The following is a 21,489-nucleotide window of genomic DNA, read 5'->3' as shown; positions in this document are numbered from 1 at the left end:
GCCGCCGGGAGCGGCGGCGCGCGCGGCCGGGGCGTGGGGGGACGCCGGCGTTCGAACGCGGTCACCGGCGCCGGCCGGGTCCGGCGGCCGCGGTGCGCCCGGTGCGGGCCGCCGGGTGGCGCCGGAGGGGGATTCCGGGCGGCTTCGGGTGGTCCTGCCGCCGGGCCGGTCCGGCATCCGGGCTAGGCTCGACGTATGACCAGCACCACGGACAACGCCGTCCGCGCGTACATCGAGGCCCACCGCGAGGCGTTCCTCGCCGACCTCGCCGCCTGGCTGCGCATTCCGTCCGTCTCGGCGGACCCCGCCCGGGCCGGCGACGTGGCCCGCAGTGCCGAATGGCTCGCGGCGCAGCTGAGCGCCACCGGCTTCCCGGTGACCGAGGTCTGGCCGACGGCCGGGCTGCCCGCGGTCTACGCCGAGTGGCCCTCCGGCGACCCGGACGCCCCGACGGTGCTGGTCTACGGCCACCACGACGTCCAGCCCGCCGCCCGCGAGGACGGCTGGGACAGCGACCCGTTCGAGCCCGAGACCCGCGACGGCCGCCTCTACGCGCGCGGCGCCGCCGACGACAAGGGCCAGGTCTTCTTCCACACCCTCGGCGTCCGCGCCCACCTCGCCGCCACCGGCCGCACCACGCCGGCCGTCAACCTCAAGCTGCTCATCGAGGGCGAGGAGGAGTCCGGCTCGCCGAACTTCGCCGCCCTGCTGCGCGACCGCGCCGACCGGCTGGCCTGCGACGCGGTGATCGTCTCCGACACCGGCATGTGGTCCGCCGAGACCCCGACCGTCTGCACCGGCATGCGCGGCCTCGCCGACTGCCAGATCGACCTGTACGGGCCCGCCCAGGACATCCACTCCGGCTCGTTCGGCGGCGCGGTGCCCAACCCGGCCACCGAGGCCGCCCGGCTGGCCGCCGCCCTGCACGACCGGGACCGCCGGGTCGCGATCCCCGGCTTCTACGACGGCATCACGCCGCTGACCGACGACGAGCGCGCCCTCTTCGCCGAACTGCCCTTCGACGAGGACGCCTGGCTGCGCACCGCCAAGTCCTCCGCCACCCTCGGCGAGACCGGCTACAGCACCCTGGAACGCGTCTGGGCCCGCCCCACCGCCGAGGTCAACGGCATCCACGGCGGCTACGGCGGCCCCGGCGGCAAGACCGTCGTCCCGTCCACCGCCCAGCTCAAGCTGTCGTTCCGGCTGGTCGCCGGCCAGGACACCGACAAGGTCCAGCAGGCGGTCGCCGACTGGGTCGCCGCCACGCTGCCGGCCGGCATCCGGCACGAGATCACCTTCTGGGGCGCCACCCGCCCCTGCCTGACCCCGCTCGACCATCCGGCCCTCCAGGCGGTGGTCCGCGCCATGGGCCGCGCCTTCCAGCAGCCGATCCGGTTCACTCGTGAGGGTGGTTCCGGTCCGGCCGCCGACCTTCAGGACGTTCTCGGGGCCCCGGTGCTCTTCCTGGGAATTTCCGTGCCGTCCGACGGTTGGCACTCGGTGAACGAGAAGGTCGAGCTGGACCTGTTGCTCAAGGGCGTGGAGACCACCGCGTACCTCTGGGCCGACCTGGCCGACAATCGGCCCCGCTGACCCGCGCGGCCGCCTCCGCCCCGGAGCCGGCCGTACGCTCGACAATTGTCCACGTCCCAGGGGGAGTTGGAAGCGACCTTGTCCCTAGCAGAAGCGCCCTTGCCCATGCGTCCGCTGGCCCTCAGCCGCCCCGGCGTCGACCGCGCCGCCCACCACCGCCTCGACGAGGCGTGGCTCGCGGCGGCCTGGAGCCATCCGTCCACCCGCGTCCTGGTGGTCTCCGGCGGGCAGGTGCTGGTCGAGGACACCGCCGACGGCCGGACCGAACTGGTCCTGGTACCGCCGTTCGACGCCCCGGTCAGCGAGAACCACCGCTACTTCCTCGGCACCGACGAGGGCGGTACGCACTACTTCGCCCTCCAGCAGGACAGCCTGCCGGGCCGCATGGACGCAGCCGCCCGCCCGGCCGGCCTGCGCGAGGTCGGCGGCCAGCTGTCCGAACGGGACGCAGGCCTGATGGTGCACGCCGTCGCGCTGGAGAACTGGCAGCGGATGCACCGCTTCTGCTCCCGCTGCGGCGCCCGCACCACCATCGTCGCCGCCGGCCACGTCCGGCGCTGCCCGGACTGCGCCGCCGAGCACTACCCGCGCACCGACCCCGCGGTGATCATGCTGGTCACCGACGGCCAGGACCGCGCGCTGCTCGGCCGCCAGATGCACTGGCCGGCCGGTCGCTTCTCCACGCTCGCCGGCTTCGTCGAGCCCGGTGAGTCCATCGAGCAGGCCGTCGTCCGCGAGGTCGCCGAAGAGGCCGGCGTCGAGGTCGCCGAGGTCAGCTACGTGGCCAGCCAGCCGTGGCCGTTCCCGTCCAGCCTGATGCTGGGCTTCATGGCCCGGGCCGGCAGCGACACCATCCAGGTGGACGGCGAGGAGATCCACGAAGCTCGCTGGTTCTCCCGCGACGACCTGCGCCAGGGCATCGAGGCCGGTGACATCCTGCCGCCCAGCGGCATCTCCATCGCCGCCCGCCTCATCGAACTCTGGTACGGCAAGCCGCTCCCCGGCGCGCCGCGCCAGGCGGCGCAACCGGTCTGAGGCCGCGACCCGTCCCCCCGCTCAGGCGCCGATCTTCTCCTTGACCTGGGCGAGGGACGGGTTGGTCAGCGTGCTGCCGTCGGGGAAGAGCACGGTCGGCACCGTCTGGTTGCCGCCGTTCGCCTTCGCCACGAACGCCGCCGACTCCGGGTCCTCCTCGATGTTGATCTCGGTGTACTCGATCCCCTCACGCTGCATCTGGCTCTTCAGGCGGCGGCAGTAGCCGCACCAGGTGGTGCTGTACATCGTCACGCCGGCAGGCATCGTCCGTGTGCTCCTTGGTCGTCGTTCGACGTCGTGCTGTCAGTGCTCCGGCGGTGCTGGGCCATCGCCTCGGCAGTGGTGAAAACGTACACCGGACCCCGGCCATTCCCGGGGCCGTTGTCCACAGGCGGTGGCGTTCGTATGACTGAAGCGGAGGGGCTGTGGACAACTTTTCCGGCCCGCCGATCCGACCTGCGAGCATGACGGGGTGACCGCATCCATGGAAGCCGCGCTCTTCCCCCCCGTGCCGGAGACGGCCGACGCGGTGCTCGACGGCCTCGACCCCGAGCAGCGCGCGGTGGCGACCGCCCTGCACGGGCCGGTGTGCGTCCTGGCGGGCGCCGGCACCGGCAAGACCCGGGCCATCACCCACCGGATCGCCTATGGGGTGCGCGCCGGGATACTCCAGCCCGGGAGCGTGCTGGCGGTCACCTTCACCGCGCGCGCCGCCGGCGAGATGCGCGGGCGGCTGCGCCAGTTGGGGGCCGGCGGGGTGCAGGCGCGCACCTTCCACTCGGCGGCGCTGCGGCAGTTGCAGTACTTCTGGCCCCGGGCGGTCGGCGGTCGGCTGCCCCGGCTGGTGGAGCGCAAGGTCCAGCTGGTCAGCGAGGCGGCCACCCGGTTGCGGCTGCGGCTGGACCGCTCCGAACTGCGCGATCTCACCGGTGAGATCGAGTGGGCCAAGGTCACCCAGACCGTGCCGGAGGACTACCCGGCGGCCGCCGTGCGGGCCGGCCGCGAGGCGCCGCGCGACCCGGCGGAGATCGCCGCCGTCTACACCGGGTACGAACAGCTCAAGCGGGAGCGGGACGTCATCGACTTCGAGGACGTGCTGCTGCTGACCGTCGGGGTGCTGGAGGAGCGGCTCGACGTCGCCGAGCAGGTCCGGTCGCAGTACCGGCACTTCGTGGTCGACGAGTACCAGGACGTCAGCCCGCTCCAGCAGCGGCTGCTGGACCTGTGGCTCGGCGGCCGCGACACCCTGTGCGTGGTGGGCGACGCCAGCCAGACCATCTACTCCTTCACCGGCGCCACCCCCGACTACCTGCTGGACTTCCGGTTGCGGCACCCGGACGCGACAGTGGTCAAGCTGGTGCGCGACTACCGCTCCACCCCGCAGGTGGTCCACCTGGCCAACGGGCTGCTGGCCCAGGCCGCCGGCAAGGCCGCCGCCCACCGCCTCGACCTGGTCTCGCAGCGCCCGGCCGGCCCCGAACCCTCGTTCACCGAGTACACCGACGAGCCCGCCGAGGCCGAGGGCACCGCCCGCCGCGTCCGGGCGCTCATCGACCGCGGCACCCGGCCCAGCGAGATCGCGGTGCTCTTCCGGATCAACGCCCAGTCCGAGCTGTACGAACATGCGCTGGCCGACGCCGGGGTGCCGTACCAGTTGCGCGGCGCCGAGCGGTTCTTCGAACGGGCCGAGGTCCGCGAGGCCGGACTGCTGCTGCGCGGCGCGGCCCGGGCGGGCGGCGGCGCCGTCCCCGGGCAGGAGGAGGTGGCGTTGCCGGCGCAGGTGCGGGCGGTGCTCGGCACCCGGGGCTGGACGCCGCGGCCGCCGGCCGGTTCCGGTGCCACCCGGGACCGCTGGGAGTCGCTGGCGGCGCTGGTGCGGCTGGCGGAGGAGCTCGCCGCGGCCCGGCCGGCCGCCACGCTGGCGGAACTCGTCGCCGAACTCGACGAGCGCGCCGCCGCCCAGCACGCGCCCACCGTCGAAGGCGTCACCCTCGCCTCGCTGCACGCCGCCAAGGGACTGGAGTGGGACGCGGTCTTCCTCGTCGGCCTGGCCGAGGGCACGATGCCGATCACCTACGCCCGCACCCCGGAACAGGTCGAGGAGGAACGCCGGCTGCTGTACGTCGGCGTCACCCGGGCCCGTTCCCACCTCACGCTGTCCTGGGCGCTGTCGCGTTCCCCGGGCGGCCGCGGCGGACGGCAGCCGTCACGGTTCCTGACCGGACTGCGGCACGGCGGTCCGGCCCCGAGGACGGCGGGGTCCGGCGGCGGCGGGATCTCCTGGGGTGCCGCCGACCGCTCCACCGGGAGCACCGGGGCGCGCGCCGAGCGGACACCGCCGCGGCGGCGCGGTCCGGCGCACTGCCGGGTCTGCGGCCGCGCGCTGTCGGACGCCGGCGAGATCAAGCTCATGCGGTGCGAGGACTGCCCGGCGCAGCTGGACGAGGGCCTGTACGAACGGCTGCTGGGCTGGCGGGCCGCGCAGGCCAAGCACCTCGGGCAGCCCGCGTACTGCGTGTTCACCGACAAGACCCTGCTGGCCATCGCGGAGAACGCACCGGAGAACGAGGCCGACCTGATCCGGGTCGCCGGGGTGCCGGCGCGCAAGATGCAGCGGTTCGGCGCCGACGTCCTGGCGCTGTGTTCCGGGGCGGAATGGCCGGCCCCGCCCGAAGAGGCGGCCGGAGGCGCGGATTCCGGGAAAACGATCGGGAGGAAAGTTTCCGAATCCCCCGGAAAATAGTTTGCGCCCGTCGAGGTAATCCTCATAGCCTGCGGGGGCGCGGTCGTCGCCGGGCCCTTTCGGGGGTCGAGCGAATCGTGATGTACTGGACAAAGACGTGCCGGACGGCCCCTCACCGGGACCGCCTCCGGTTCAGCAGAACCCCGCAAGACCCTGTCCCCATAAGCCCACAAGACGCCGAGAGGAGGCGAGTCCCCGTGATCACCAACACGCACTTCACCGCTGTTGCGCCGGTCGACGTCCCGATGTCCTTCGGCCGTTCGGTGGCCGCTTCCTGCCTGCTCGGCGCGGGTTCCTCGATGGCCGGCGCCACCGATCTGCATGGCACCGGTGTCTCCCTGAACGTCGCCGCGGCAGCGGAAGCGTTCCGGATCGTCATCGAGCGACCGACCAAGGCATCGGTGGCGGAAGCGGCCTGGATCTCCGGATCCGGGTCCGTGGCCAGCGGTGCCGGACACCAGCAGCAGCCGGTTGCCGGCGGCAATGCCGTAACAACGCTCTACCCCAGCAAGAAGCGGCCCTTCCGCGGGCTCGAACCCTGGAGAGATCCAGCCTGATAGCGCATCAGGTCGGCACCTTCCAGGGCCGCGGAACCCGCACACCGGGTACCGCGGCCCTTCTGTTTTCCCACCCGGGAACGGCGAAGGCGCTTCGGAAACCACCCACCCGGTACCGACCACGACGACCGGCCCACCGGCCGACCGACAGACGAGGAAGACACACCGTGTACCCCGAGCCGCACTCCCCGTCCGTACCGCCTTCCGAAGAGATCTCCCCGCCCGCCGCCCCGGAGGCCACCGTGCTGCCCCTGTCCGACCTCGACGACGAGATCGAGCGCCTCGGCGTACCGGTCCCGTGCCGCTCCTACGACCCGGAGGTCTTCTTCGCCGAGACGCCGGCCGACGTCGAATACGCCAAGGCCCTGTGCCGGACCTGCCCGGTGCGGGAGGCCTGCCTCGACGGGGCCAAGGACCGCCGCGAGCCCTGGGGCGTCTGGGGCGGCGAACTGTTCGTCCAGGGCGTGGTGGTCGCCCGGAAGCGGCCGCGTGGCCGCCCGCGCAAGGACGCGGTCGTCGCATGAGGCTCCGACCCCCCGCCGGCACGATCGACCACCCCACGACAGCTGATCCGCAGAAGCAGGTCCCGATGAACCCGTCCGTCCTCTACGCCTCCACCAGAACGCCCGACGCCACCACCCGGTGTCAGAACAGGACCCGAGAAATGCAACTCATCCCAGAAGCGCTGGCCCGTGCCCATGTGCAGGAACGCCTGTACGAGGCCGAGGCTGAACGCATGGCCCGTCGGCTGGCCCGCGCCAGCCGACTGCAGCGCCGCGCCGAACGCGCCTCGCTGCGGGCCCGCCGCGCCCTCGCCCAGGTGGTCATGCAGTAACCGCCGCCTGGTCACGATCGCACAACGAAAAACGGTGGGGCCGGTCCGAACGGGACCGGCCCCACCGCCCGTTGAGCCGCACCCCGGGACAACCGGCGCCCCCGCAGGTACCGTCACCCGGTGGACCCCACCGGCGCAGAACCCGCCTCCGACCGCCCGCAGCCTCCCGAAGCGGGCGCTCCCGTCAGCTGCGCCCACTGCCGCGCGACCGCCGCGACACCACCGCTCACCTGGAGCCTCGCCGTCGAGGACGGCACCCGCCACTACCTGTGCGACGCCTGCGCCCGCACCCACCTGCGCGGCATCGAGGGCCGCCTCGACCCCGCCTGGTGGTGACGCCGTCGGCTCACTCCTCCCCGGGACCGGCGAACCCCGGCAGCCACTCCAGCAGTTCGTCGCGCAGCCGCACCGTCGCGTTCAGCTGGCACAGCACCCCGATGGTGCTCAGCGTCACCCGGTGGATCAGCAGGTAGGACGGCGGCAGGTTCAACTGCTTGCCCAACTGGTTGGCCGGCGACCGCGGATCCGCGATCCGCGCCGCCTGCGTGCGCATCCAGCCGCGGCTGAACGGGAACTCCTCCAGTCGCGCCGGTTCGATGATCGGCAGCAGGTAGTCCAGCACCGCCTCCGGGTCGAGCCGGATCGACGGCTTGACGAACCCCTCCTGACGCAGCATCGCGTTCACCTGCTCGGCGTCGCCCTCCAGCGCCAGCCGCAACGCCGTGCCGATCGGCTCCGGCAGTCCCTCCGGCAACCGGTCCACCGTGCCGAAGTCGAGCACCCCCAGCCGCCACCCCTCCGCCGGGCCGTCGTCCACCAGCAGCCGGAAATTGCCCGGGTGCGGGTCGGCGTGCAGCAGCCCGGTGCGGATCGGGCCGGCGAACAGGAAGTGCGCCAGCAACTGCCCCGCCCGGTCCCGCTCCGACTCGGTGCCGCCGGAGATCACCTCGGCCAGCGGCACCCCGTCCAGCCACTCGGTGACCAGCACCTGGTCGACCTGGTGGACCACGTCCGGCACCACGATGTCGGGATCGTCGGCGAACTCGGCGGCGTGGGTGTGCTGCGCCTGCGCCTCCAGGGCGTAGTCCAGCTCCTCCGACACCCGGTCGCGCAGCTCGGAGATCAACGGCTTGATGTCCATCCCCGGGATCAGCGGCCCCAGCAGCCGCGCCACCCGCCCCAGCTGCGACAGGTCCGACAGCAGGGCCGCGCCGGCGCCCGGATACTGCACCTTCACCGCCACGTCCCGGCCGTCGTGCCACACCGCGCGGTGCACCTGCCCGATCGAGGCGGCCGCCGCCGGCTCCTCGTCGAACTCCAGGAACAGCTCCCGCCAGTCCGCACCCAGCCGGTCCGACAGCACCTGCCGCACCGTCCGGCCCGGCATCGGCGGCGCCGCGTCCTGGAGCTTGGTCAGCGCCGCCCGGTACGGCCCGGCGACCTCCTCGGGGAGCGCGGCCTCGAAGACCGACATCGCCTGGCCGAACTTCATCGCACCCCCCTTCAGCTCGCCGAGCACCTTGAACAGCTGGTCGGCGGTGCGCTGCTGGAGCTCCACCGCCACCACGTCCGCCGGCCGGCCTCCGATCCGCTTGCCGAGCCCCAGGGTGGCCCGGCCGGCGAAGCCGAGGGGCAGCGCGGCCAGCTTCGCGGTCCGGGTCACTGCCTTGCGAGGAAGATCCGACATGCGCCCCTCTTTCGTCACTGCGTACCGTCCGCGTGGTCCAAGGACGGTCACCCGGCCATTGTCGCGCGCGGTACGTCCCGAACGGCACCACATGGACATCCAGGATGCGGAACCACCGAATTCACCCGCATACCCAACCCGCTCAGCGAGAACTCCGTCCGCGTCCCGGAGCCGGAGCCGGAGCCGGAGCCGGAGCCGGAGCCGGAGCCGGAGCCGGGACCTGGGCCAGCAGTGCAGCCGGAGCCGGAGCCGGGGGTGGCGCCGGAGCTGGAGGGGGCACCGGCGCCGGTGCCGGGACCCGCCGCCGGGTCCTGCGGCGGGTCCTCCGCCGCCGAACCGTCCTGGACGTCGGACGGCACCGGGGGCACGCCGGCGTCCAGGAACGCGAGCGCGTGCGCCGCAGCCAGGCCGGAGACCATGGTGGCCAGGGCGACGTCGCAGGCCTGTGGCCCGGTCGGGCGCGACGAACGCAGCTGGGCCAGCACCCTCGGCCACGCCGCGTCGGCCTCCGCACGGGCGGCCTCCAGGCATCCCGCGCAGCCGGTCACCCCGGGCACGACCAGCGGGCCGACCGTGCCCACGCCCTCCAGCACGCCCGCGTACAGGTGCGGGATGCCGGCCTCCATCAGCTCCCGTGCCGCGTACGGGTCGGGGGCGTAGGCGCCCAGGCCGTTCCGCGGCGCCAGCACCACGAGGGCGAGCGAGGGCTCGGTCCCGGAGCGGCCGCCGGACCGGGGGGACCGCACCGGCGGGCGCGGGTCGGGGGCGGCACGCCGTATGGCACCCCGTGCGGCGGCGTCGCGGCGTTCGCCGACCTGGGCGGAGGAGATGCCGCCCGGCGCGGTGTCCCACGGCTGGACCATGCCGGAGTCCCGCACGTCGACCTGGCCCACGCCGGACGCGGCCAGCACCACAGCCACTGCGGCGCCCACCCGTCCCGCGCCGCGTACCTGGACCCGTATCGTGCGCCGGGCCGCCAGTAGGGCCGCCGCGGTGCCCGGTCCGGGGTGCAGCAGCGAGAGGGAGGCGAAGTCGGGCCGCAGCCGTTCCAACGCGGCGTCCCGGTGCCGTAAGGCGCCCGCGAGGGCCGCCAGGCTGTCCGCGTCGTCCAGCACACCGCCCCGAGTGAGGGTGGCCAGCAGGCGGTCGGCCCGCTCCTCGTCGAGGCCGAGCGCGGTCGCCTCGTCCCGCAGGAGGGCGGGTCCGCGGGTACCGTCGAGCAGTTTGAGGAACAGTGCCGAGGCGTCGTCCACCGGCGACAGGACGACCGCGTGCGCGGGGTCCACTCCGAACTGGACGCTGTCGCGATCCCGCCAGGTGCGGCGCATGGCCGGCTTGAGCATCGCGTGCATGACCGTCTCCCGTGATCGACTCCGGACGCCGGCGGATCCGCCGCCCGGACATGTTCATTCTGGACCGAAGCGGGAGAAAGGCGCTGAAAGTTATCCACAGGCTGGGGGAAAGGTCATCTCGTCATACCGCGCCTCGCTCCGACATGTGCCGCCCTCTGCCGCCTTGAGGCGATACGCGACCGCCTTGAGGCGACACGCGACCGCTGCAATTGCGACCCGCGACCGCTGTGAGGCGATACCCGCCCCCTGTGAGTCGGGGCCCGTCCGCCGCGAGCCGGGCTCGGCCACCGTGAGGCGCGGCCCGGCCGCCGCCTCATCGGGGTTCCGCTCCGCTGTCCCGCGACGGTGCCTTTCGAGTCGCGCGACGGCGAAGTCGTTGAGCGGGTAACGTCGGAGCGTGTCCGCCGATGCGCCCTGTGGCCCGCCCGCCGCCGTCCCGCTGCCCGGTGAAGGTCCGGCCGACGTGGAGGTGCGGCGTAGTGCCCGCCGCCGGAGAACCGTTTCCGCATACCGGGAGGGCGGGCGGACGATCGTTCTGATCCCGGCGGGGATGTCGGTGGCCGAGGAGCGGCGCTGGGTGACCGTGATGCTGCGCAAGCTGGCGGCGCAGGAGAGCCGGCGGATGCTCGGGGACGCCGAACTGGGGGAGCGCGCCACGCTGTTGTCCGAGCAGTACCTGGAGGGGCGGGCGCGGCCGGCCGGCGTGCGGTGGGTGACCAACCAGAACTCGCGGTGGGGCTCGTGCACCCCGGCCGAGGGGAGTATCCGACTGTCACACCGGTTGCAGGGCATGCCGGACTACGTCGTCGACTACGTGCTGCTGCACGAACTCGCGCATCTGCTGGTGCCCGGCCATGGTGAACGTTTCTGGAAGCTGCTGGAGTCCTACCCGCGCACCGAGCGGGCCCGCGGCTATCTGGAGGGGGTCGCCGCGGCGGAACGGCTGCCCCGGCGGGCCGGCGCCGCGGAGGACCCGGCGCCGAGCGTCTGACCGTGCGGACGGCGAACCGGGACGCGGGTGCGAAGTCGTCGTGGGGGCCGGATCGGGGGCCGCGATGTCGTGGTGGGAGGCCGAGTAGTGGCGGGTGGCCGAGTCGAGCCGGGCGGAGCGCGGTGGCGGACACCGGTTCGGCGGTCTGCCGGGTGGCGGCCTCCGGCTCGGTGTGCGTGGCTTCGGCGCGCGGATCGGCCGGCGTGCGGTGGATCTCGGCGGCGGGCGCGGGCCGTGGTAGCGGTGGGTCGGTGACGGCGGTGGGGTCGGTGACAGTGCTGGGTTGATGACGGCGCTGTGGTGGTGACGGCGGTGGGTCGGTGACACGGCGGGGGCGGTGACGCGGCGGGGGCGGTGACCGCGCGGTGGGGTCAGTGACAACGGTCAGGTCCGTACATAACCGTTGTCACTGACAACGACCAGTCAACGATTCCCCGGAACACGCAACGCCCCGCGCCCGGACACGCCGACATCACCGCGCCTCACAGGCGGCGCAGCGTCTCCTCCAGGAGGCGCACGACCGACTCGTCGGCCACCTCCGGCACCCGCGCGTACGGGAACCAGCGCAGGTCGAGCGACTCCTCGCTGATCGCCTCGGTCGCTCCGGCGGGTGCCAGCGCGGCGTACTGGACGTCGAGGTGCCAGGCGCAGGGCGTCAGGTGGCGGTCTAGGCGGACCGGGCCGCCGGACAGCAGGGTCAGGCCGGTTATGCCGGACTCCTCGGTGGCCTCGCGCAGGGCGGAGGCCGGCAGGGAGGCGTCGTCCGGTTCGCAGTGGCCGCCGGTCTGGAGCCAGCGGCGGATCTTCTTGTGCAGGGTGAGCAGGACGCGGCCACCGTCGGGGTCGACGACGAGCGCGCTGGCCGTGATGTGCCCGTCGGCGCAGGCCTTCCACATGCCGCCCGGGTGGCCCGCGAGATGGTCGAGGAAAGCCAGGCGCAGCCGGTCCTGCTCGGGCAGGTCCGCCGGCGCGGCCCACTGCTTCAGTACGTGGGCCGCGTTCTCGTGCAGTGTCACGTGCGGTCTTCGCCCTTGCCCTTGCCGTCGCCCTTGCCGTCGTCGTCGCCGTCGTCGCCGGTCCTGTCCCGGCTCTCGCCCGGCTTCCCGTCACCGTCGCCGGCCTTCGGGGAGTCGGCACCGGTGCCTGCGGTGGTCTCGTGCTGTTCGCGGGCGGCGTCGCCGAGGAGCTTGTCGAGGGCGTCGAAGTCGAACGTCTCGTCGTGCTCGCGGTGGACGAAGCCGTCGGGGTCGTCGAGGTCGGCGGCGGTGGGCAGCATGTCGGGGTGCTCCCACAGCGCGTCGCGGCCGTCGGCGCCGCGGGCGTCGGCGAGCGAGGCCCACAGCCGGGCGGCGTCACGCAGGCGGCGCGGGCGCAGTTCCAGGCCGATGAGGGTGGCGAAGGTCTGCTCGGCGGGACCGCCGCTCGCGCGGCGGCGGCGCAGGGTCTCGCGCAGCGCTCCGGCGGACGGCAGGTGGGGTGCGGCGGCGGCGTGCACGACGGCGTCGACCCAGCCCTCGACCAGGGCGAGGGCGGTCTCCAGCCGGGCGAGGGCCGCCTTCTGCTGCGGGGTGTCCTCGGGCTGGAACATGCCCTGCTGGAGGGCGTCCTGAAGGGCCTGCGGGTTGGACGGGTCGAGCTGGCCGACCGCGTCCTCCAGGCGTGCGGTGTCGACGGAGATGCCGCGGGCGTAGCCCTCGACGGCGCCGAACAGGTGGGCGCGCAGCCACGGGACGTGGGCGAACAGGCGCTGGTGCGCGGCCTCGCGCAGGGCGAGGTAGAGCCGCACCTCGTCCTGCGGGACGCCGAGGCCCTTGCCGAGGGCGGTGATGTTGACCGGGATGAGCGCGGCCTTGCCGGCCGGGCCGAGTGGCAGGCCGACGTCGGTGGAGCCGACGACCTCGCCGGCCAGGACGCCGAGGGCCTGGCCGATCTGGGTGCCGAACATCGCGCCGCCCATCGAGCGCATCATGCCGATGAGCGGGCCGGCCATGGCCTGCATCTCCTCGGGCAGCACACCGCCCATGGCGGCGCCGACGCGTTCGGCGATGGGGTCGACGAGTTCCTTCCACACCGGCAGGGTGGCCTCGACCCATTCGGCCCGGCTCCACGCCACCGCGGAACCGGCGCCGGACGGCAGGGAGGTGGTGTCGTCCAGCCAGAGGTCGGCCAGGCGCAGGGCCTCCTCGACGGCGGCGCGTTCGGAGGCGCCGACGCTGGAATCCTTGGTGCCGTCGGCGGTGCCCTGGGCGACGGTCTGGCGGGCGATGTCCTTGGCCATGTCCCAGTTCACCGGGCCACCATCGAAGGAGAGCATTTGGCCGAGCTGCTGGAAGGCGGCGCCGAGATCGTTGGGGTTGAGACCGCCGAACATGGCGGAGAGCGGATTGTCCCCGCCGGCTCCCGCGCCACCGCCGAGGCCCGGCATGCCGCCGAAGCCGCCGAACCCGCCGAACCCGAACGGACCGCCCGCGCCGGACCCGGACCCCGACCCGGACCCCGAGCCGGACCCGGACCCGGAGCCCGATCCGGACCCTGAGCCGGAACCCGAGCCGGATCCAGACCCCGACCCCGAGCCCGAGCCGGACGACCCCGACCCCGAACCGGAGCCGGACGACCCCGACCCCGAGCCGGAATCCGAGCCCGAGCCGGAACCCGGGTCGGAGTCGCCGTGGCTGCCGCTCGGACGCCTGCCGGCCCCGCGGCCCCCGTCCTCGGGCTCCTCAGGAGGGACGCCGAATCCAAATGGGGTGTCACTCACGGGCTTCCTCGGCTCTGTGTGTTCGGCTCGGTGTGGTGGTCTGTGTCGGCCTTGTCCCTCCAGCCTAGACACTCTCGGGCAGGATGGGACCGGCGTACCTCGTACCAGAGACAACAGTGGGAGAAGCCCGGTGAGTTCCCCGGAACCGCACGTTCGCTCAGGGCGGAGCACTCGTGCCTCCGCCCGCCCGGTGGTGGCGATCACCGGCGCGGCCTCCGGGGTCGGTCACCGGCTCGCGCTGCGGCTCGCCGCGTCCGAGGAGGTCAGGAAGGTCGTGGCGATCGACGAACGCCGCGCGGACGTGCCCGGGGCGCAGTGGCGGGTGCTGGACGTGCGGGACCCGGCGATCGCGGACCGGCTGCGGCTGGAGGACCGGCCGGTGGACGTCGTGGTGCACCTGGCGCTCGACATGGACCTGGAGTCGGATCCGGCGGCGCGCACCGCGTTCAACGTGCGCGGCACCCAGACCGTGCTGACCGCCGCCGCGGCCGCCGGGGTGCACCGGGTGGTGCTGGTGACGTCGGCGATGGTCTACGGGGCGCTGGCCGACAACGACGTGCCGCTGGCGGAGGACGCGCCGCTGCGGGCCACCGAGGAGGCGTCGTGCGTCGGGGACCTGCTGGAGATCGAACGGCTCGGCCGCCGGGCGCCGCGGGCGCATCCGGGACTCAACGTGACCGTGGTGCGCCCGGCGGTACTGGTCGGCGGGACCGACACCGCGCTGACCCGGTACTTCGAGTCGCCGCGGTTGCTGGTGGTGGCGGGCAGCCGGCCGCGCTGGCAGTTCTGCCACGTCGACGACCTGGTGGAGGCGCTGGAGTACGCGGCGCTGGGCTGGGCCGAGGGCGAGATGGCCGTGGGGTGCGACGGCTGGCTGGAGCAGGAGGAGGTCGAGGAGCTGTCGGGCATCCGGCGCATGGAGCTGCCGCAGGCGGTCGCGCTGGGCGCGGCGGCCCGGCTGCACCGGCTGGGCCTGACGCCGTCGCCGGCCGGGGACCTCGAGTACACGAGGTACCCGTGGGTGGTCAGCGGCAGCCGGTTGCACGAGGCGGGATGGCGGCCGCGCTGGAGCAACGAGGAGGTGCTGGCGGCGTTGCTGGAGGAGGTCAAGGGGCGGCACACGGTGGTGGGCCGGCGGCTGGGGCGCAAGGACGCGACGACGCTGGGCGCGGCCGGTGCGACGGTGGCCCTGGTCGGCACGGCGGCGCTGGTCCGCCGGGCCCGCAAGCGCCGCGGGGGCTGAGGGCGCGGAGCGGGGAGCGTCGCGGGGGCCGGACCGCCGCTGGGCGCGGGGCTGAGGGTGCGGGGGCCACGGGGGCTGGGAGGGCTGAGGCGGGCGGACCGGGGAGGGTGCCGGGGCTGAGGGGGCGGTCGGGCGTCGGGCGCTTCGGCGGTGCGGGACCATGGACGGTATGGCGAACGACGCGGGCACGGGCGAGGTCAGGGACGACGGACCCATCAGGTTGTTGGCGATCCGGGACACCCCGCTGTCGGTGGACGAGGTGTTCGCGGCGATGGGCGACGACGCGGCCGGCGGGACGGCGCTGTTCGTCGGCACGGTGCGGAACCACGACAACGGTCCGGCGGCGGTGACCGGGCTCGGGTACTCGGCGCATCCGAGTGCGGCGGCGGAGTTGCGGCGGGTGGCGGAGAAGGTGGTGGCGGACTTCCCCGTGCTGGCGCTGGCGGCCGCGCACCGGGTGGGGGAGCTGGCGGTGGGGGATCTGGCGGTGGTGGTGGCGGTCGGGTGCGCGCACCGCGGGGAGGCGTTCGAGGCGTGCCGGCGGCTGATCGACGACCTCAAGCGCGAGGTGCCGATCTGGAAGCACCAGGCGTTCGCCGACGGTTCGCAGGAATGGGTCGGGGTCTGACGCCGCGGGTGGCGGGTGGTTCACCGGAGTGGACGCGTTCGGGTTGCGTAACCGCGAGGGCCGACTGAGCGTTGATTACGTGGGCGGTTAATGTGCTCATAGGTCCTACTTCGGTATGTGTGGTCGGGAGGCCGGCGTGGCGGCTCTGGAGTGGTTGCTGATTCCGGTCATCGGAGGGGTCGTGGCGGGCTTGTGGGTCGTATGGGCCGACCGGCGCCGCAAACAGGCGGGAGACCTCAACTCACTCGCCGGTTACGCGCGTTTCCGCGAGGCGATGGCCAAGTCCCACTCGGGCGGCCCGGAGGCGTAGGACGCCCGGTCGCCCGTATGGGCAAGCCGTCCGAACGGTGGGCCCGCTCCGCTGGTGAAGCCGTCCGCGCCGGTGAGCCCGCTCGCACGGTGAGGCCGGCGGCACCGGTGAGTCCGCCCGTACGGTGAAGCCGTCGGCACCGGTGAGGGCATCCGCGCCGGTGAGCCTGCTCGTACGGTGAAGCGATCGGCACCGGTGAGGGCATCCGCGCCGGTGAGGCCGCCCGTCACGGTGAAGCGATCGGCACCGGTGAAGCCAACCGCTCCGGTGAGGCCGTCCCCGGACGAAACCGCCCGCTAAATGCCCCGCGGACGGATCCGCGTGCCAGGAACCCGACCCCGGTCGGACGTGTCCCCGCGCGCCGCCGGGCCGGCGGCGCCGTGCCTGCCCGCAGAGCGTCCCGGTGCCTGCCCGCGGAGCGTCCCGGTACCGGCCCGCGGAGCGCCCGTCACTCCCCGCAGTCGCGCGGTGGCCCGCCCGCGGGGCGTATCGCGCGGGGCCGTCCGGACGGACCGGCCCAACGGGCGTCGTCACAGGCGGTTCCCGTAGGGTCGTGGCATGTCACGCCGCTCCGCGACCCTGCTGACCTCGACGCTGCTGCTCATAGTGCTGTTCTGCGTCGCGGTGCTGCTCCCCGTCCCGTACGCAGAGATGTCGCCGGGGCCCACGGTCAACACGCTGGGCAAGAACGACGGGCAGCCGGTGCTCCAGATTTCCGGTCACCGTACGTATCCGACGGCCGGTCACCTGAACATGGTGACGGTGCGGGTGACCGGCGCGGACTACCGGATGAACCTCATCGAGGCGGTTTCCGGCTGGCTGGCGCACGACGACAGCGTGGTGCCGCACGACACGCTGTACCCGCAGGGGCAGACCTCGCAGCAGGCCGACCAGGAGAACGCCGAGGAGTTCACCGAGTCGCAGGACAGCGCGAAGGTCGCGGCGCTGGAGGCGCTCAAGCTGCCGGTGCAGTCGCGTGTGGTGGTCGGTTCGGTGGTCAAGGGCAGCCCGGCGCAGGGCAAGCTGCACGCGGGTGACGTGATCAAGGCGGTCGACGGCGGCGCGGTCAAGGCCCCGACGGACGTGGCGAAGCTGGTCACCAAGCACAAGGCCGGCCAGACGGTGGTCTTCACCGTGGTGCCGGCGAAGGGGTCGGGCGACACCGACATCGTGGCGTCCGGGAACGTGACGCGGAACATCGCCATCCGCACCGCGAAGGCGAGCGACGGCCGGGCGATCGTCGGTATCCAGGCCGAGGAGGCGCACAGCTTCCCGTTCACCATCAAGATCCAGCTGGCGGACGTCGGCGGGCCGAGCGCCGGGATGATGTTCAGCCTGGGGCTGATCGACAAGCTGACGCCGGGCGACCTGACCGGCGGCAAGTTCGTGGCCGGTACGGGCACGATCGACGACAACGGCGCGGTCGGGCCGATCGGCGGCATCTCGCTGAAGGTCATCGCGGCCCGCGAGGCCGGGGCCCAGTACTTCCTGACGCCGTCGGACAACTGCGCGGAGGCGTCCAAGGACACCCCGGCCGGTCTGCGGCTGGTCAAGGTCAAGACCCTCAAGGACTCGCTCAACGCCCTGTCGGACATACGTTCCGGCAAGACCGCCGACCTGCCCCGCTGCCCGGCGGGCTGACCGCGCGCGAGCGCGGCGAGGGGCGCGGATCGCGGTGCGGTGCCGCGCCGTGCGAGGGGCGCCGTGGTGTCGGCCGGTGCCGTGTCGTCCCGTGTCGCGCCGGGAACCGCTTGAGCCCGGTGCCGGTCCGATCATCGGACCGACGCCGGGCTCAGGGCTTCTCGCGGCTTCTCGGGGGCTCTACGGTGCTCTGCTGCGGGGATCCTGAGGCTCCTGGGGGCTCCCGGGGCTCCGCGTAGGCGCCCTCGGCGCTCCCCGGGCTCCTCGGGGCCCCACCGACCCCTCAGCCGTTCGGGCTGCGGCGCGTCGGCTCCGGGCAACGGCCCACGGCACGGCACCGCAAGGGAACTCGAACCTCACCGCTGAGCAGGCCGCGCCGCCGAGCGCCGAGCCCCGCGCCGCACAGCAGACCCCGCCGCAGAGCCCCCCGCACCGCCTGAGCCCCCGCACCGCAGGGCCCCCGCGCCACCCCCGGAGGGCTACCCCTCGAACGTCGCGCGCAGCGCCTCCGCCAGCCCCGGCACCAGGTCCGACCCGGTCAGCACCTCCGACGACGTGTCCTTCTCGCGCAGCCGGATCGCCGACTCACGGGTGCCGTCGCGCAGGACGCCGACCGTCATGCGGACCTCGCGGCGCTCGGGGTGGGCGGCGACCCAGGCGGTCAGCGCCTTCTCGGTCAGGCCCTTGGGGATCGACGTCTCGGCGCTCGGCGGCAGCATCAGCCGTTCGACGGTCAGCGCGCAGCCGGCCACCACGTCGGGCCAGGCGATGGTCGCCAGGAACTCGTCCAGCGCGGTGCCGGCCGGGAGTTCGTCCTGCTCGACCGGGGTCAGCGCGGCGGTCTCCTGGCCGTCCTCCAGGCCGAGCTGCTCGCTCAGCGACGGTTCCTGCGCGCGCAGCCGCTCGGTGTCGACCAGCGCGAACAGGCGGGCGGGCTGGTCCCAGCCGAGCCCGGCCGCGTACTCGTCGATCTCCAGTACGGCACGGGTCAGTGGGGTTGCGGCGACGGGCGTGCCACCGCTGGGAGTGTTGGACATGGGCACCATCCTGCCCTTCTCCGGCCCCGGAACGGGAACCGGCCGCCGCGTAGGTAAGTTGCATGGGTGGTGTCCGCCCCTGGGCGCCGCAGGCGAAGCGCCGTGGACGCGCCGGCCGGCCGAGGTGGGATCACCGGCCGGCGGGGTGTGCGCGGCGCGCGTGTGACGACGCGAACGTGTTGAGAAGGTGCGCACCGTGGCATTCCCGATGCCGGAGCGGGAGGACGGCCAGGACGGCCGGGACGACGACGCGGAGACGTACTCCGCGCGGCTGTCGACACGCCAGCGGGCGCTGTTCGCGGTGGTGGCGGCGGTGGCGCTGCTGAGCATGGGGTTCGTGGCCTTCTCCGGCTTCTGGACCGACCACCTGTGGTACCGCTCGGTCGGCTACGGGTCGGTCTTCCACACCGCGCTGTGGACCCGGGTGGGGCTGTTCGCCGTCTTCGGCGGCGTGATGGCCGCGGCGGTCGGCGCCAACGCGTACCTGGCGCACCGGATGCGGCCGCCGGTGGGCGCGATGTCGCCGGAGGAGCAGGGGATCGACCGCTACCGGATGGGCATCGCGCCGTTCCGGGTGTGGCTGGTGGTGGTGGTCAGCGCGCTGGTCGGGCTGATCGCCGGGGCCTCGGCGGCCGGCCAGTGGCGGGTGTGGCTGGCGTACGCCAACGCCGTGCCGTTCGGGACGCGGGACCCGCAGTTCGGGCTGGACGCCTCGTTCTACACCTTCGACCTGCCGTGGTACCGCTTCGTGCTCAGCTTCGGGTTCGCGGTGGTGGTGCTGTCGCTGGTGTCGGCCGCGCTGACCCACTACCTGTACGGCGGGCTGCGGGTGACCAGCCCGGGCGCGCGGGCCACGGCGGCGGCCACCGGGCACCTGTCGGTGCTGCTGGGGCTGTTCGTGTCGCTGAAGGCGGCCGCCTACTGGCTGGACCGCTACGGGCTGGCCGTCAAGTCCAGCGGCTTTCGCACCACGGCCGGGTGGACCGGGCTGCGGTACGTGGACGCCAACGCGTACCTGCCGGCCAAGACCATCCTGTTCTGCATCGCCGTCATCTGCGCGCTGCTGTTCTTCGCCACGCTGTGGCGGCGCACCTGGAGCCTGCCGGTGCTGGCGTTCGGGCTGATGGTGCTGTCGGCGGTGCTGATCGGCGGGCTGTATCCGGCGATCGTGCAGAAGTTCCAGGTCCAGCCGGACCAGGCGGTCAAGGAGGCGCCGTACCTGCGGCGCAACATCACCGCCACCCGGGCCGCCTACGGTCTGACCGGCGTGCGCGTCTCCCCGCTGCCGGCCGCGCCGAAGACGTCCGGGGCGAAGCTGCGGGCGGACGCCGACAGTACGGCCGACGTGACGCTGCTCGACCCGGACGTGGCGGCACCGGACTTCCGCCAGGCGCAGCAGGCGGGCGGGTACTACACGTTCACCTCACCGCTGACCGTCGACCGCTATCCGGTCGACGGCCGCGAGCAGCCGACCGTGCTGGGGCTGCGGGAGCTGAAGCTGTCCGGGGTGCCGGAGGACAACTGGACCAACGAACACTTCACGTACACCCACGGATACGGCGTCGTGGCCGCCGACGCCGACAGCACCACCGACGCCGGCGCGCCGCTGCTGACCGAGCGGGACGTGCCGCCCACCGGGGCGCTGGGCTCCTACGAACCGCGGATCTACTACGGCCAGGACACCACGCAGTACTCGATCGTCGGCGGCGGGGCCAAGGAGGTCGACTACGCGGACGGCGGCGGCGAGAAGAGCACCCGGTACGCCGGGGTCGGCGGCGTCAGCCTGGCGGACACCTTCACCCGGGCCGCGTACGCGGTGCAGACCGGCGACCCGCAGATCCTGTACTCGGCCGCGATCGGCCCGGCGTCACGCATCCTGTACGACCGCACGCCCCAGCAGCGGGTGCAGGCCGTCGCGCCCTGGCTGACCGTCGACGGCACGCCGTACCCGGCGGTGGTGGACGGCCGGATCCAGTGGATCGTCGACGGGTACACCACGAGCGACGACTACCCGTACTCCTCGCGCACCACGCTGGGCACCGGCGCGGCCGGCCGGCAGGTCAACTACGCGCGGGACGCGGTGAAGGCGACGGTCGACGCGTACGACGGGACGGTGCGGCTGTACCAGTGGGACACCCGCGACCCGGTGCTGAAGACCTGGATGCGGGCGTTCCCGCACACCGTGCTGCCGAAGAAGGACATCCCGCCGGCGCTGACCGCCCACCTGCGCTACCCCCAGGACCTGTTCACCACGCAACGCGCGCTGCTGACCCGGTATCACGTCACCGACGCGGCCGCGTTCGCCAGCGGCAGCGAGGAGTGGCGGGTGCCCGCCGACCCGACCGGTGCCGGCAGCGCCGCCGAGGCCCCGCAGTACCAGAGCATCACCCTGCCGGGTGACACGTCCCGTACCTGGCAGCTCACCTCCGGGTTCACCTCCACCGGGCGGCAGAACGTCAGCGCGTTCCTCGCCGTCGACTCGGACGCCACCAGCGCGGCGTACGGCACGATGCGGCTGCTGGAACTGCCCACCGGCGACGCGGTACCGGGACCGCGCGCCACCCAGACCGACTTCACCGCCGACCCGGCGGTCGCCGGGCGGCTGGCGGAGCTGCGCAAGGGCGGATCGCGGGTGGAGTTCGGCGACCAGCAGGCGATACCCATGGACGGCGGGGTGCTCTACGTCGAACCCGTCTACACGGCCGGTCCCGGCGCCGGGCCGCCGGCGCTGAAGCTCGTGCTGGCCTCCTACGGCACCGGGCGCCCCGCCTTCGGCAGCACGCTCGACCAGGCGCTGGACGGCCTGTTCGGCTCCACCTCCGCCCCCGAACCGCCGCCCGCGGCCTCCGGCGCCGCCGCCGACGCGACCGCGGTGCGCCGCGCGCTGGCCGACGCCCAGCGGGACTTCGACGCCGGGCAGAAGGCGATGCGCTCCGGCGACTGGACCGCGTACGGCAAGGCTCAGCAGGCCCTGAACGACGCGCTGCGCCGGGCCTCCGACGCGGAGAAACGGCAGGCCGCGGCGACGGGGGACCGCTGAGCGGCGCCGCGGTGGTGGCGGAGCGCCCGGCCGTGCCGT

18 protein-coding genes and 1 pseudogene are annotated in these 21,489 nt (G+C 73.7%); 13 read left to right on the top strand and 6 right to left on the bottom strand.

Translation table 11 applies throughout. From position 1 onward, the window contains the following. The first annotated feature begins 195 nt into the window (after positions 1-195). Together POF43_RS14245 and nudC are read left to right on the top strand one after the other, a co-directional pair. On the top strand, positions 196-1,593 hold the full coding sequence (locus POF43_RS14245) for a dipeptidase (protein WP_271315710.1): 1,398 nt from the start codon (positions 196-198) through the stop codon (positions 1,591-1,593). 105 nt (positions 1,594-1,698) lie between these two features. After that, entirely contained in the window at positions 1,699-2,628 is a 930-nt protein-coding gene (gene nudC, locus POF43_RS14240; RefSeq protein ID WP_271315712.1) for an NAD(+) diphosphatase, read from the top strand. 21 nt (positions 2,629-2,649) lie between these two features. Here the strand turns inward: nudC and POF43_RS14235 are convergent, their stop codons facing one another. Further along, entirely contained in the window at positions 2,650-2,892 is a 243-nt protein-coding gene (locus POF43_RS14235; RefSeq protein ID WP_271315709.1) for a mycoredoxin, read from the bottom strand. 220 nt (positions 2,893-3,112) lie between these two features. On the opposite strand from POF43_RS14235, the gene POF43_RS14230 reads away from it, so the two are divergent. The 5 genes from POF43_RS14230 (at position 3,113) to POF43_RS14210 (ending at position 7,099) form a co-directional block, all read left to right on the top strand. Next, positions 3,113-5,371, top strand: a complete 2,259-nt coding sequence (locus POF43_RS14230; RefSeq protein WP_271323204.1) for an ATP-dependent DNA helicase UvrD2 — start codon at positions 3,113-3,115, stop codon at positions 5,369-5,371. Positions 5,372-5,568: 197 nt separating this feature from the next. Further along, entirely contained in the window at positions 5,569-5,928 is a 360-nt protein-coding gene (locus POF43_RS14225; protein ID WP_271315708.1) for a hypothetical protein, read from the top strand. A gap of 167 nt (positions 5,929-6,095) precedes the next feature. Next, positions 6,096-6,452 (top strand): WhiB family transcriptional regulator, encoded by a 357-nt coding sequence (locus POF43_RS14220; RefSeq protein ID WP_271315707.1) that lies wholly within the window; start codon positions 6,096-6,098, stop codon positions 6,450-6,452. Then, positions 6,449-6,763, top strand: coding sequence for a putative WhiB-interacting protein (locus POF43_RS14215; RefSeq protein ID WP_271323202.1), 315 nt, complete (start codon positions 6,449-6,451; stop codon positions 6,761-6,763). The genes POF43_RS14220 and POF43_RS14215 overlap by 4 nt, the downstream gene beginning before the upstream one ends. A 120-nt stretch (positions 6,764-6,883) precedes the next feature. Next, positions 6,884-7,099, top strand: coding sequence for a hypothetical protein (locus POF43_RS14210; protein ID WP_271323201.1), 216 nt, complete (start codon positions 6,884-6,886; stop codon positions 7,097-7,099). 10 nt (positions 7,100-7,109) lie between these two features. Here the strand turns inward: POF43_RS14210 and POF43_RS14205 are convergent, their stop codons facing one another. Together POF43_RS14205 and POF43_RS14200 are read right to left on the bottom strand one after the other, a co-directional pair. Further along, positions 7,110-8,450, bottom strand: coding sequence for an ABC1 kinase family protein (locus POF43_RS14205; protein WP_271323200.1), 1,341 nt, complete (start codon positions 8,448-8,450; stop codon positions 7,110-7,112). 47 nt (positions 8,451-8,497) lie between these two features. Then, positions 8,498-9,802 (bottom strand): ThiF family adenylyltransferase, encoded by a 1,305-nt coding sequence (locus POF43_RS14200; RefSeq protein ID WP_271323199.1) that lies wholly within the window; start codon positions 9,800-9,802, stop codon positions 8,498-8,500. A 439-nt stretch (positions 9,803-10,241) separates the two neighbouring features. Between POF43_RS14200 and POF43_RS14195 the strand changes: the two genes are divergently transcribed. Continuing rightward, positions 10,242-10,793 (top strand): M48 metallopeptidase family protein, encoded by a 552-nt coding sequence (locus POF43_RS14195; protein ID WP_271323203.1) that lies wholly within the window; start codon positions 10,242-10,244, stop codon positions 10,791-10,793. A gap of 482 nt (positions 10,794-11,275) precedes the next feature. Here the strand turns inward: POF43_RS14195 and POF43_RS14190 are convergent, their stop codons facing one another. Both POF43_RS14190 and POF43_RS14185 read right to left on the bottom strand, forming a co-directional pair. Continuing rightward, positions 11,276-11,809 (bottom strand): NUDIX hydrolase, encoded by a 534-nt coding sequence (locus POF43_RS14190; protein WP_271323198.1) that lies wholly within the window; start codon positions 11,807-11,809, stop codon positions 11,276-11,278. Continuing rightward, a pseudogene (locus POF43_RS14185) lies at positions 11,806-13,284 on the bottom strand (zinc-dependent metalloprotease); the annotation flags it as partial. The pseudogene POF43_RS14185 and the gene POF43_RS14190, both read right to left, overlap by 4 nt. 397 nt (positions 13,285-13,681) lie before the next feature. Between POF43_RS14185 and POF43_RS14180 the strand changes: the two are divergent. From POF43_RS14180 to POF43_RS14165, 4 genes are all read left to right on the top strand, one after another. Continuing rightward, a complete protein-coding gene (locus POF43_RS14180; RefSeq protein WP_271317860.1) occupies positions 13,682-14,794 on the top strand; it encodes an SDR family oxidoreductase in 1,113 nt (370 codons plus the stop codon). A 160-nt stretch (positions 14,795-14,954) separates the two neighbouring features. Then, positions 14,955-15,422 (top strand): molybdenum cofactor biosynthesis protein MoaE, encoded by a 468-nt coding sequence (locus tag POF43_RS14175; RefSeq protein ID WP_282704579.1) that lies wholly within the window; start codon positions 14,955-14,957, stop codon positions 15,420-15,422. A gap of 181 nt (positions 15,423-15,603) precedes the next feature. Next, positions 15,604-15,732 (top strand): hypothetical protein, encoded by a 129-nt coding sequence (locus POF43_RS14170; RefSeq protein WP_271318255.1) that lies wholly within the window; start codon positions 15,604-15,606, stop codon positions 15,730-15,732. A gap of 558 nt (positions 15,733-16,290) precedes the next feature. Further along, positions 16,291-17,373: a YlbL family protein gene (locus POF43_RS14165; protein WP_271325673.1), complete on the top strand. Its 1,083-nt coding sequence runs from the start codon at positions 16,291-16,293 to the stop codon at positions 17,371-17,373. A 479-nt stretch (positions 17,374-17,852) separates the two neighbouring features. Here POF43_RS14165 and POF43_RS14160 read toward each other — a convergent pair whose 3' ends face one another. Further along, the gene (locus tag POF43_RS14160; protein ID WP_271317647.1) at positions 17,853-18,410 is read right to left on the bottom strand and encodes a PPA1309 family protein; all 558 of its coding nucleotides are present in this window, start codon (positions 18,408-18,410) and stop codon (positions 17,853-17,855) included. Positions 18,411-18,618: 208 nt separating this feature from the next. On the opposite strand from POF43_RS14160, the gene POF43_RS14155 reads away from it, so the two are divergent. Then, the gene (locus POF43_RS14155; RefSeq protein WP_303659406.1) at positions 18,619-21,450 is read left to right on the top strand and encodes a UPF0182 family membrane protein; all 2,832 of its coding nucleotides are present in this window, start codon (positions 18,619-18,621) and stop codon (positions 21,448-21,450) included. Positions 21,451-21,489: the final 39 nt, after the last annotated feature.

Origin of the sequence: Streptantibioticus silvisoli (assembly GCF_027947535.2) — a bacterium.
Taxonomy (GTDB): Bacteria; Actinomycetota; Actinomycetes; order Streptomycetales; family Streptomycetaceae; genus Streptantibioticus_C; species Streptantibioticus_C silvisoli.
The sequence above is the reverse complement of the archived record's forward strand: the minus strand, read 5'-3'. Positions and strand labels throughout refer to the sequence as shown.

Coding starts and splice junctions, on each gene's coding strand:
- POF43_RS14245 (WP_271315710.1), top strand. CDS start 196: ATGACCAGCACCACGGACAACGCCGTCCGCGCGTACATCGAGGCCCAC.
- nudC (WP_271315712.1), top strand. CDS start 1,699: ATGCGTCCGCTGGCCCTCAGCCGCCCCGGCGTCGACCGCGCCGCCCAC.
- POF43_RS14235 (WP_271315709.1), bottom strand. CDS start 2,892: ATGCCTGCCGGCGTGACGATGTACAGCACCACCTGGTGCGGCTACTGC.
- POF43_RS14230 (WP_271323204.1), top strand. CDS start 3,113: ATGGAAGCCGCGCTCTTCCCCCCCGTGCCGGAGACGGCCGACGCGGTG.
- POF43_RS14215 (WP_271323202.1), top strand. CDS start 6,449: ATGAGGCTCCGACCCCCCGCCGGCACGATCGACCACCCCACGACAGCT.
- POF43_RS14205 (WP_271323200.1), bottom strand. CDS start 8,450: ATGTCGGATCTTCCTCGCAAGGCAGTGACCCGGACCGCGAAGCTGGCC.
- POF43_RS14200 (WP_271323199.1), bottom strand. CDS start 9,802: ATGCACGCGATGCTCAAGCCGGCCATGCGCCGCACCTGGCGGGATCGC.
- POF43_RS14175 (WP_282704579.1), top strand. CDS start 14,955: ATGGACGGTATGGCGAACGACGCGGGCACGGGCGAGGTCAGGGACGAC.
- POF43_RS14165 (WP_271325673.1), top strand. CDS start 16,291: ATGTCACGCCGCTCCGCGACCCTGCTGACCTCGACGCTGCTGCTCATA.
- POF43_RS14160 (WP_271317647.1), bottom strand. CDS start 18,410: ATGTCCAACACTCCCAGCGGTGGCACGCCCGTCGCCGCAACCCCACTG.
- POF43_RS14155 (WP_303659406.1), top strand. CDS start 18,619: ATGCCGGAGCGGGAGGACGGCCAGGACGGCCGGGACGACGACGCGGAG.